8 protein-coding genes are annotated in these 11640 nt (G+C 64.3%); 6 read left to right on the top strand and 2 right to left on the bottom strand.

The genetic code is table 11. The features are described 5' to 3' along the window. The first annotated feature begins 28 nt into the window (after positions 1–28). The 5 genes from HAHE_RS08370 (at position 29) to HAHE_RS08350 (ending at position 5138) form a co-directional block, all read left to right on the top strand. Positions 29–724 carry a hypothetical protein gene (locus tag HAHE_RS08370; protein ID WP_338690136.1) on the top strand — a complete coding sequence of 232 codons (696 nt, stop codon included), beginning with the start codon at positions 29–31 and terminating at the stop codon, positions 722–724. 141 nt (positions 725–865) lie between these two features. Further along, entirely contained in the window at positions 866–1654 is a 789-nt protein-coding gene (locus HAHE_RS08365; protein ID WP_338690134.1) for a hypothetical protein, read from the top strand. Positions 1655–1909: 255 nt separating this feature from the next. After that, positions 1910–3202, top strand: coding sequence for a MotA/TolQ/ExbB proton channel family protein (locus HAHE_RS08360; protein ID WP_338690132.1), 1293 nt, complete (start codon positions 1910–1912; stop codon positions 3200–3202). 63 nt (positions 3203–3265) lie between these two features. Next, positions 3266–4021, top strand: a complete 756-nt coding sequence (locus HAHE_RS08355) for a hypothetical protein (RefSeq protein WP_338690129.1) — start codon at positions 3266–3268, stop codon at positions 4019–4021. 4 nt (positions 4022–4025) lie between these two features. Further along, the gene (locus HAHE_RS08350) at positions 4026–5138 is read left to right on the top strand and encodes a hypothetical protein (RefSeq protein WP_338690127.1); all 1113 of its coding nucleotides are present in this window, start codon (positions 4026–4028) and stop codon (positions 5136–5138) included. A 389-nt stretch (positions 5139–5527) separates the two neighbouring features. Here the strand turns inward: HAHE_RS08350 and HAHE_RS08345 are convergent, their stop codons facing one another. Next, complete coding sequence (locus tag HAHE_RS08345; protein ID WP_338690126.1) at positions 5528–6436, bottom strand: hypothetical protein; 909 nt, start codon at positions 6434–6436, stop codon at positions 5528–5530. Between the two features lie 93 nt (positions 6437–6529). On the opposite strand from HAHE_RS08345, the gene carB reads away from it, so the two are divergent. Beyond that, positions 6530–9787 (top strand): carbamoyl-phosphate synthase large subunit, encoded by a 3258-nt coding sequence (gene carB, locus HAHE_RS08340; protein WP_338690124.1) that lies wholly within the window; start codon positions 6530–6532, stop codon positions 9785–9787. A 362-nt stretch (positions 9788–10149) separates the two neighbouring features. Here the strand turns inward: carB and HAHE_RS08335 are convergent, their stop codons facing one another. Further along, positions 10150–11640 carry an SUMF1/EgtB/PvdO family nonheme iron enzyme gene (locus tag HAHE_RS08335; protein ID WP_338690123.1) on the bottom strand — a complete coding sequence of 497 codons (1491 nt, stop codon included), beginning with the start codon at positions 11638–11640 and terminating at the stop codon, positions 10150–10152.

Below are 11640 nucleotides of genomic sequence, written 5' to 3'. Positions count from 1 at the left end.
GTGCTTCGTCCAGCATGTTGCTTGCCGGATGCCGATGGAAGGAAAGAGCCAGGTCGAGGACGAGGTAGGCACGCGGATGGAGTCGTCCGCCCCGGTCCCCGACATGGTTGCCCGGGATTCGAATGCGCGGGGCAGGGCCCAGCGTGTCGGGTTGGCGATCCTTTCGCTCTACACGCTTGCGTGCGTTTGGATCGGTGGATGGCTGCTTCTGCTGCAAACCGACCCGACGTGGATTCTCTCGGCCCGGGCTCTGTCGATCCTGTTCATTGCGGCGTTCGCAACCTTGCCACTGATGCTGGCGTACTCGGTAGGGGTTCCGGTTGCCAGAGGGGTGAAGCGGTGCTGCAAGGTGGCCGGGAGCTGGCCGACTTGGCTGCTCGCGATGGTGTTGCCGGTCGCGGGCGTTGTGGCTCTCCTTACACCGACAGCGCTCGATCGGATTTTCCCCCAGCGGATTTTCGAGAGATTGACCGGTGTCGAGATGCCGGCCGAGGCGCGGCTGGTCGGTTACGAGAACAGCTCGGATATCATCGAGCAGCACATCACGATCGAGTTCGAGGCGTCGGACACGGAGATCTGGGAGATGGTGCGGCGGATGGGCGTCCGGAATCTCATGGGAACCGGCGTCGATACCTTCCGGGCTCCCGATGCGGTTGGCGACATGTGCGAGCTCCGCATCGACTGGTTCCGGGGGCGGGTGGTGATGGAGTATTTGGATGTTTAGACACCGGCGCCGCAGGCGGACCGCGCGAGCCCACTCGCGCATCGCCGGACCGATGGGGCGCGAGTGGGCTCGCGCGGTCCGCTTTGCTTCCGTCGTCAGCGCCGGCTTGCTGGAGCGTGCCGGACCGGCCATGCTGCCATCATGCGTGCCTTCGTCCCCCTCCTGCTCGTCACCGCCGCCTTTGCCAACGACACCGCCATGCATGACGGCGGGAGCGGGCCGGAACCGGTCGGTTGGACCAAGGATGCCGAAAGCGTGATCCGGATGGAGCGCGAAGAGGTGGAAGTGGAAATGGGACCGTTCGACTCGTCGGTGACCTGCCGGTTCGTGTTTGTCAGCGGCAAGAAGGACGCGCCTGCCATCCAGTTCCTCGGTTTCCCGGACATCACCCGCAGTTTCTCCGAGTCCGACAACATGGGCCCGCTGCGCGACATGCGGACCTTCGTCAACGGCCGCGAGGTGAAGAGCGAGATGGTCAGCAAGAGGATGGGGGATGACGGCAAGTGGATCGACCTGCCCGAGCCGCAGGATCCATGTGAAACGTGGCACGTCGTGAAGGTCAGCTTTCCTCCCGGGGAAGAGGTCGTCGTCGAGCGGCGCTTCCGCACCGACAACGGCCGCACCGCCGGCGGGCCGGTATTCTTCGGCTACACCACCGAGACCGGCGGCAACTGGCGCGGGACGATCGGCAAGGGGACGTTCACCGTGCGACTGGCGGACGGCCTGCAGGCGGCGAAGCTTGATCTGGAACCGAAGACCGGCTGGAAGAAGAGCGAGGATGGTCGGCTGCTGACGCTCGAGTGGAAGGACTTCGAGCCGCGCACCGACGAGACCCGGCGGTATTGGTCGGTCGGCTGGTTCCCGGCCGATGGCGACCCGATGCAGTACGAAAAGGTGCAAGGGAAGCTGGAGAAGGCGTATTCGAAATGAAGTAAACCGAACCTCGGAAAATGGCCCTCGGTCAGGGGTTTGTAGTTCCCCCTTCAGGGGGCTGCGGAACCCGAGTTGCGGCAATCCGAGTGCTGTTTCTTCTGACGAGTCACCCGTCACTTCGACCGCCTGAAGGCGGAACTACGAACACCTGACCACGCACTGCGGAGGCAACTCGTGCCGTGACATGCCGCACTTCGCTCACCCGGGGACTTCCCATGAATCGCCTCATGGTCTAGGGGAAAAACGAAACCCATGCTGATCTCATGCCCCCACTGCAACACCGGGTTGGATGTCGCTCCCGAGCACATCGGCCAAACGGTGCAATGTCCGGCCTGTCAGGGCCGCCTCACGATCTCGGCCGACAACGCCTCGCAACAGCCCGGCGACACGCCTTCGCATCCGGAGCGTGAAGGTTGGCCGGAGAAGGACCACGCCAACCCGAACTTCGCCAAGAGCCTCGGGATCGGCGTCGGCTGCACGGTCGTTTTCCTCGCGCTGATGATCCCGTTCCGCGACACCCGCTTCGGCGGCATTTTCCTCGATCGCGGATGGGTCAACTACGCCGAAACCTTCCTGTTCTTCTGGGGACTCACGATCCTCTTCATGAAGGCGCAGATGAACAAGCGGCAGGAACGCGCCGCGCTGCTCGACCTGTTCCCGCAGCGGCTCGGACGCGAGATCAACCGAGAGACGGTCTCGGACTTCATCGACAACATCTACAAGGTCCCGCTGAGCCTGCGCGACAGCCTGATCGTCAACCGCATCCGCAAGGCGCTCGAGCTCTTCGAGGCGCGCCCGAACAACACCGAGGTCGCGACTTTCCTCAACACCCAGTCGGAGGTCGACGCCAACCGCTCGAGCGGCTCCTACGCCCTGATCAAGGTCTTCCTTTGGGCGATCCCGATCCTCGGCTTCATCGGCACGGTGATGGGTCTCTCGACCGCGGTCGGATCGCTCGCGATGGGTGACAACGCCGATCCGGAAGCGCTCAAGCAGTCGATCAACAGCCTGACCGGCGGTCTGGGTCTGGCCTTCGACACCACCCTGCTCGGCCTGATCCTGAGCATCCTGATGAGCTTCCCGATGGCGGCGGTGCAGAAGAAGGAGGACGAGACGCTGACGATCATCGACGCCTTCTGTAACGAGAAGGTCCTGCCGAAGCTGAACGACAGCAAGCATGCCGGCACCGACAAGTTGCTGGAGAAAGCCGAGAGCATTCCGCAGCTCGTTTCGTCGCTGGCGCGGGCGCACGAGACCTTCCTCGAGAACCTCAACGACAGCACGATCCAGCTGAAGGAGAGCGGTGAGATCCTGCGCAAGGGGCTCGACGCCCATCGCGAGACGGTTGAGAGCAGCTTCACCGAGGCGGTGAAGAAGCTCTCCGACACCAGCAGCGAGATTTTCATCCGCTCCGATCGCGAGCTGAACCGGACTTTCGAGAACATCGCCAACGGCATCGATCTGATGAACCAGGCGCTGCGCGACCTGGGGCAGAAGCAGATCCCGAACGAGGGCAAGAAGCGCAAGGGGCTGTTCCGCCGCTAACCGTCACATCCCATGGCACGCCGACGATCCGCGAGTGAAGGAGGGGTTTCCCTGTTCCCCTTTATGAGCATCCTCGCGTGCCTGATCGGGATCCTGACGCTGATGATCAGCGTGATCACGCAGCTCAAGGAGATGGACCGCGAGGGCCAGACCGAGGAGGAGGTAGCGCGGGCGAAGGAACGTCGCGACCTCGTCATCAAGGCCGAGAAGATGCGCAAGGAGATCGCGCAGCTCGACCAGCGGGTGAAGAAGGAGCGCGCCAGCGCGGCGGAGTTGGAAGAGTTGAAGGACCGCCAGATCGTGTTGCGCGACAAGCTCGACGATCTGACCAAGGCGAAGGACCAGTCGGATGCCGAGCTTCAGAAGATCGCCGAGAACCTGAAGAAGGAACTGGCGGCGCTGCAGAAGGAGCAACCGGCGTTGGTGAAGCGGGCCGAGGAACTGCGCAAGCAGCTGAAGGAACGCAAGGAGGCACCCGAGCCGCCGAAGTCGGTGCAGGTCCGCCCGGGCGGCAGCGGACTGAACAAGGCGAGCAATATCTTCTTCGTCGAGTGCCACTCGACCGGAATCAACATCCTCGAAAAGGGCGGCAAACCGAAGGCCGTCTCAACGGCCGCGATCCCGAACAGCGGCGCCTACAAGGATTTCCTCGCCAAGGTGAAGGGCACTCGCGACTCGATGGTGCTCTACCTGATCCGCAAGGCCGGCAACGAATCGTATCTCTGGGCCGCCAGCGAGGCGCGCAACAAGTTCGAGGTCAACACCGGCAAGCTGCCGCTGCCCAACGACGGCCCGATCGACCTTTCCCTCTTCGACTGAAGCCATGGCCCGCCGACGCAAATCCGATTCCGAGGGAGGCGTGAGCCTCGACTCGCTGATGGACGCGCTGACCAACGTGGTGGCGGTGCTGATTCTCGTCCTGATCCTCGTCCAGGCCGACGTCAGCCGTACGGTCCAGAAGCTGATGGACGACCTCAAGCCGGCGACACCCGAGGAAGTCCAGCAGGCGCGCGAGGACCTGGCGAAGCTCGAGACCCAGCGCGAGCGGCGGGAGGAAATGCTCGAGGCCGAGGCACCGAAGCCGGCTGCCCTTGAGGCCGAGCGGCGGAAGGTGGCGCTGCTTGAGAAAGACGTCGGCAAGAACGAGGAACTGCTCGCCGACCTTAAGGAGCTGCGGGAGCTCGAGAAGAAGCTGCGGACCGACCGCGACAAGGAGCAGGCCGAGACGGTCAAGCTGCAGGAGGAGATCGCGAAGCTCGAGGCGCTACTCGACTCGACGCCCGAGAAGATCGCCAAGCCGGACATCGTCACCATTCCCAGCAGCCGTGAAATCCCGCCGTCGGCGAAGATCTACTACGCGCTCGTCTTCGACGGCCGTGTGCACCTGATCGATCCGTTCACACCGATCGACCTGTTCGAAAACGAGTTCCGCCAGAACAAGGGCGACTGGATCGCGCAACGGATCAAGCGGCAGGGCGCCGACCGGCTGCTGTACGACAAGAACAAGATCATGAAACACTTCGAGGGTTTCGACTGGCGCAACCGTCGGGGTCAGGACGTCTCGATGCTGAGCAGGCCCCACTGGAACCGGATCCAGATCGTGATCAAGCCGGACAAGCAGAAGGGCGGAACCACCACCGACCAGTTGCGGGAACCGGGCTCGGCTTTCGAACAGGCGGTGAAGGCGCTGTCGCGGGTGCGGAACGCGGTGCTGCTTTTCCGGGTCAATCCGAACTCGTTCTCCACCTACCTGCTCGCCCGTCCGATGGCCGACCGGGCGAATCTTCCGTCCGGCTGGGAAGTGAGCTGGAACCAGCAATACGCCTTCCAGATCCCCGACCTCGAGGTCAAACCGACCGGCGCTCCGCCGCCGCCACCGGAAAACCCGAAGCCGAAGCCTGCGGGTCCCCCGAAGCTCGATCCGCGGCTGGATTAGGAAATGGGAGTGGGGGTGGATTGAGGGGTTGAGGGGTTGAGGGATTGAGGGGTTGAGGCCCGGGAACGGGAACGCCCCAACGGGGCATCGTACTGGAGCCCGGGGTTGCCGCAGGCTACCCCGGGACTGGGATGGCCGGGTTTCCCAACCCCAACGGGGTTGTGTCAATGTGCGACGGGCGTTGCCGGGCGGCGAAGCCTGATTGGATCGAACCCCCTTGGGGTTCAAGGGTTCGCGCGTGCGCACCCGGGGTAGCCTTCCGGCAACCCCGGGCTACAGAACGAAGCCCCGTTGGGGCGTCGAAAGGTGGCGAAGCGAGTTGTTTCTGGACCGACTTCGGCGTCGGGGCGTATCGGCCCTTCGGGCGAACATTTCATGCAGTGTTCGGGCTAATCACCCGCTTTCCGCAACTCTCCGAAGCGCTGGCGGATCTCCGCAGCGGTTCCGATCGTCAGGTGGATCGTGTAGTCGTGCTCGAAGCCGGGCTTGATCTGCATCGTCCGCACCGGTGCGAAGTACGAGCACCCGCCGCCCTTCGGGCCGGTCTTTCCCGGGTGCCGGTAGGTTGTGAGCTGCGGGTTGCCGGGGAAATACACGCCGATTCCGCGCCCGTCGGGGCCGACCCACGCCGCCCATTCCTCATTCGCCTCGCGCGGTTCGTTCGGCCAGCCGGGGCGGTCCATGGTCAGCGCCGCGCCGGTCCACGGCTGGTCGCCCTTGTAGTAAACGAGGTCGGCCAGGGTGCTGTCGACGAACACGGCAGGCAGCTCCTGATGCTTCGGAGGGTGAATTGCTTCGCCTTTGTAAACGAAACGGAAGCGGATCGTCGCTATCGGACCATCGAGGAAGATCCACTCTTCCATCCGACACTCCTCGACGTCTTCGCCGCCTGCCCAATTGACCGGCACGCTCTTCACATAGAGAGAGTCGTCGGTCTGCTTCTTCTCGACCACCCGGGCCGGCTTGCCCTTGTAGTCGCCGCCCTGGACCGGATTCCAGCACCACGGCTTTTCGACCCACTTCGAGCCGTCCGGCTTCCCGTAGTACGACTGCTGGATGAAGCGCCCGCGGTCGGCATGGTTGAGCAGGTTCGGACCGTCCGGCTTCTCCGAGAAGTGGAAGATCGAGCCGCCGGATTCGAGGTCGACTCCGATCCGGATCCGGTCGTTTTCCAGAAATGCGGGCTCCGCGGCGAGTGCCGGAACGGAGGCCAGGAGGAGGCAGGCGAGACGGACCATCGACACGGATACGGCGGGATTTCCGGGATCTCCCGCGAATGATCGGCACTTGCGTTTCATCCAACCCTTTACATCGGTGGCAGGGCCTGACAAGTACCCCGAAATTTAGCCCGCGCACTTGGTCGGCGCTGTGCTGAAACCTCCTGTCCCACCATGCCAAAAGACACCTCCATCAAGAAGATCCTCGTCATCGGTTCCGGCCCCATCGTCATCGGCCAGGGCTGCGAGTTCGACTATTCCGGCGTGCAGGCCTGCAAGGCACTCCGCGAGGAAGGCTACGAGGTGGTGCTGGTGAACTCGAATCCGGCGACGATCATGACCGACCCGGAGTTCGCCCACCGGACCTACGTCGAGCCGATCACCCCGGAGGTCGTCGAGAAGATCATCGTCAAGGAGCAGCCCGACGCTCTGCTGCCGACCCTCGGCGGCCAGACGGCGCTCAACTGCTCGATGGACCTGTTCAAGTCGGGCACGCTCGACAAGCACGGCGTGAAGATGATCGGCGCCAATGCCGACGCGATCGACAAGGGGGAGGACCGCCAGCTTTTCAAGGATGCGATGATCAAGATCGGCATCGATCTGCCGCAATCCGGCACCGCCCATACGATGGAGGAGGCGAAGAAGGTCGCCGAAGAGCTTGCCGAGGCGACCGGCAAGAAGTTCCCCCTCATCATCCGCCCCGCTTTCACGCTCGGCGGCCAGGGCGGCGGCATCGCCTACAATCGCGAGGAGTTCGAGGAGATCATCGCCCGCGGACTCGACCTGTCGCCGGTGAGCGAAGTCCTCATCGAGGAATCGCTGCTCGGCTGGAAGGAGTTCGAGATGGAGGTGATGCGCGACCGCGCCGACAACTGCGTGGTCATCTGCGCCATTGAGAACATCGACCCCATGGGCGTGCACACCGGCGACTCGATCACGGTGGCTCCGGCGCAGACGCTGACCGACCGCGAGTACCAGATCATGCGCGACGCGTCCTTCGCCGTCATCCGCGAGATCGGCGTCGAGACGGGCGGATCGAACATCCAGTTCTCGATCGACCCGGTCAGCGGCCGGATGATCGTCATCGAGATGAACCCGCGGGTCTCCCGCTCGTCGGCCCTCGCGTCGAAGGCGACCGGCTTCCCGATCGCCAAGATCGCCGCCAAGCTGGCCGTCGGCTACACGCTCGACGAGCTGCCGAACGACATCACCCGCGAGACGCCCGCCAGCTTCGAGCCGACGATCGACTACGTGGTTACCAAGCTGCCGCGCTTCACCTTCGAGAAATTCCCTACGGCAAACGCCGTACTCACGACCCAGATGAAGGCGGTCGGCGAGGCGATGTCGATCGGCCGCACCTTCAAGGAGTCGATGCAGAAGGCGCTGCGCTCGCTCGAGACCGGCCGCTGGGGCTTCGGCTTCGATCCGAAGGGTCCGTCGGCGCCGATGCACACCGACATCGAGCAGAAGCTCGCGGTGCCGAATGCCGAACGCATTTTCTGGGTCCAGGTGGCCTTCACCAACGGCTGGTCGATCGACGAGGTGTTCGAGGCGACCGCGATCGATCCGTGGTTCCTCCACCATCTGAAGGAGATCGCCGAGGAAGGCCGGACGCTTGCCAACTGCGACCTCAAGACGGCCAAGCGGCTCGGGTTCGCCGACCGCCAGATCGCCCGCGCCCGCAACCTCGAGGCGGCCCGCAGCAGCGGCCACACCCAGTCGGATGTCGAGGCGGTGACCGAGGATTCAGTTCGCGAGGAGCGCAAGGCGGCCGGCATCATTCCCGGCTACCGGCTGGTCGACACCTGTGCCGCCGAGTTCGAGGCCTACACGCCCTACTTCTACTCGAGCTATGGTGACGAGAACGAGGCGCGCGATACCGGGAAGAAAAGCATCATCATCCTCGGCGGCGGCCCGAACCGGATCGGCCAGGGAATCGAGTTCGACTACTGCTGTGTGCACGCCGCCTTCGCGGTGAAGGAGCTTGGCTACGAGGCGATCATGGTGAACTCGAATCCGGAAACGGTTTCGACCGACTACGACACCTCCGACAAGCTGTTCTTCGAGCCGCTCACGCTCGAGGACGTGCTCAACATTTGCGATCAGGAGAAGCCGGCCGGTGTGATCGTCCAGTTCGGCGGCCAGACGCCGCTCAACCTCGCCGCCGACCTCAAGCGTCACGGCGTGCCGATCATCGGAACCTCGCCAGAGAGCATCGACCTCGCCGAGGACCGCAAACACTTCTCCGCACTGCTCGACAAGCTCGGCCTCAAGCAGGCCGAAGCCGGTACCGCGATCGACGAGGACGGCGCCGTCGAGGTCGCCAACCGCATCGGCTACCCGGTGCTCGTCCGGCCGTCGTTCGTCCTCGGCGGACGCGCGATGATGATCGTTTACGAGGACAGCGAGCTGCGCCGCTACATGCGTGAGGCCGTCGACGCCTCACCGGAGCGCCCGGTGCTGGTCGACCGTTTCCTCGATGGCGCGACCGAGGTCGACGTCGACTGCATCGCCGACGGCAAGACCGCGGTGGTCGGTGCGATCATGGAGCACATCGAGCAGGCCGGTATCCACTCGGGCGACTCGGCTTGCTGCATCCCGTCCTACTCGCTCTCGGATTCGATCAAGGAACAGATCGACACCGCGGCCAAGAACCTCGCGAAGGAGCTCGACGTGAAGGGCCTGATGAACATCCAGTTCGCGGTGAAGGATGAGCAACTCTACGTGATCGAGGTCAACCCGCGCGCCTCGCGCACCGTTCCGTTTGTTTCGAAAGCGACCGGAGTGCCGCTGGCGAAATACGCGACCCAGATCATGCTCGGCAAGACGCTCGACGAGATCGGATTCACCCAAGCCGTGATTCCTCCGCATTTCTCGGTGAAGGAAGCGGTCTTCCCGTGGAACCGTTTCCCGGGGATCGACATCGTGCTCGGTCCGGAGATGAAGTCGACCGGCGAGGTGATGGGCATCGATGCCGATTGGGGCATGGCCTACGCCAAGAGCCAGATCAGCGCCTTCAACCCGCTGCCGACGAAGGGCAACGTCTTCCTGTCCGTCGTCGATCGCGACAAGCCCCGCGCCCTCGCGGTGGCCAAGGACCTCGTCGATCTCGGATTCACGCTTTGGTCGACGGGGGGGACCTACCAGTTCCTCCAAGACGCCGGTGTGGCCTGCGAGCGCCTGTTCAAACTGCACGAGCAACGTCGTCCGAACGTCGTCGACATGATGAAGAACGGCGAGATCGCTTTCGTCATCAACACGCCGAGCGACCAAGCCGCGCGTGCCGACGAGGTGAAGATCCGCTCGACCGCGATCACGATGAAGGTCTCCCACGCCACCAACCTCGCCGCCGCCGAGGCCTGCGTGAAGGCGATGCGCTCGCTGAAGGAGCGCGAGCTGACCGTCCAGCCGCTGCAGGATTACCATCCGTAAGGCAGGGGACGGGAGTCAGGAGTCAGGAGTCAGGAGTCAGGAGTCAGGAGTCAGGGCAGGGGTCAGGGCTTAGGGGTTAGGGGTTAGGGGTTAGGGGTTAGGGGTTAGGAGACGGACGTGGCCGGGACTTCAGGCAGCCCCGAAGGGGCGTAGGCGTTTAGCCACGGGGTTCACCCCGTGGTGAGCCGGTCAGCCAAACCCTTGAGCCCCGCGAGGGGCGGCGGCAGAGAGGGTCATCATCTGCAGGGCCGAACGTTGAAATCGCATCGACGATGCCGAGATGTGCGTGAAGGCTGACCCTCCATCGGCTGCAGGATGGTCATCCCTGGGGTCGGCGGACGAGCGAGGGCGCTCGTCCCTACCTAGTCCGGCCGGGTGACGACGCGGAAGCCGAGGTCGGAGCGGCGGAGGAGACGGTTTGGGGTCCACTCACGGGCGAGAGCGCCGTTGTCCGGCTTTTTGAAGGAGGCACCGATGATGACGATGTGCCGCGGGCCGAGCGGGTTGGCGGGATTCACGCTCGGGCGTCGCGTCCACTCGGAGACCGAGCCGGCCATGCCGCGCAGCCCGTTCGGAGTGCGGTCGTTGATGCTGAGGTCCGTGACCGGTCCCCACGGAGCCGGCTGCAGATACTCCGGCCGCTCGACCTTGGAGCGCAGGGCCGCGAACCACTCCTCCTGCGTCGGCAGGCGGCAGTTCTTCCAGTTGCAGTAAGCGGAGGCATCCCACCAATCGACACCGACAACCGGGCAGAACAGACTCATCGGGCGATCATTCCACGTTCCACCTGAGCGGGCGGCGGCCAGCATTTCCTCCCAGCCGTCGGGCACGTGGCCCTTTTTTTCCTCGGGCTGATCCTCGAGGTCGAAGACATCGCGCTCGCCGGGATCAAGTTGCTCCAGCACGTCGAGAAACTCGCGGTACTCGCCGATCGTCACCTCGCAGGCGGAGATTTCGAATGCCGGAAGCTTTTCGGTGCCACCGTCGGGCGAGGGATGCGAACCGGCGGCAATCGGCACAGGCACCGGGAGTGTCGGCAGGACCTCCGGCGGCGGCGGATCGCCTTTCGGGAACATCACCATGGCAACCGTGCCGATTCCGACCACCGCAACCAGGCCACCGAGGATCATCGGCAGTTTCGATTTCTTCAGCGGAACCCGGGCGGTGCGGGGCGAGGTCACGGCCGGTGGCCGGGCTTCGAGGAGCTGGCTTTCGATTTGTTCGCCGTAAGAACGAACCGCCTCCCAGTCGATCTGCTTTTCGGTGCCGTGGCCGCGCATCCACGCGAGCACGGTGAGCACCCGGCTGGCGCCGGGCAGGCCGTCGGCGACGAGAGGTGGCAGCATCTCACCCAGCCGGTGGACGTCGTCGATCTGCCCCTTCGGATCAAAGTCGCCGGCGCGTGCGACGTTCTCGATCCGGATCACTCCGTTCGAGTCGAAGTGGATGGTGTCCGGTGTGAGCGGCTCGGTTGCGGTTCCCTTCGACGCGAGCTGGATCATCGCCTCGGCGGTCCGACGCAGGATGTGGGCGAGATCGGAGGGCCGCATCGCCTCGCGGCTGCGCAGCCGGTCGCCGAGGCTGTTGCCGGTGATCCGCTCGAGTGCGACGTAGCAGGCGTGGGGTTCGTCGACCGCTTCGTAAACCGAGCCGATCAGCGGATGATCGACGCTCGCCTTGGCGCGGACGTCGGCAAGGAAGGTCTCGCGGTATTTCAGGTTGGTCAGCTCGACGAGGACGACCGGTCGCTGGACCGACGACTGCTCGGCGAGCCAAGTGGTCTGACCGGCATGTTCGGCGAGGGGTTCGATCAGGCGGTAATCGCCGAGCGTGCGCGGTTCGGTTTCCGGCAT

Source organism: Haloferula helveola (assembly GCF_037076345.1).
Classification (GTDB): Bacteria; Verrucomicrobiota; Verrucomicrobiia; order Verrucomicrobiales; family Akkermansiaceae; genus Haloferula; species Haloferula helveola.
Note: the sequence above shows the minus strand (reverse complement) of the source record. Positions and strands in the feature narration are given on the sequence as shown.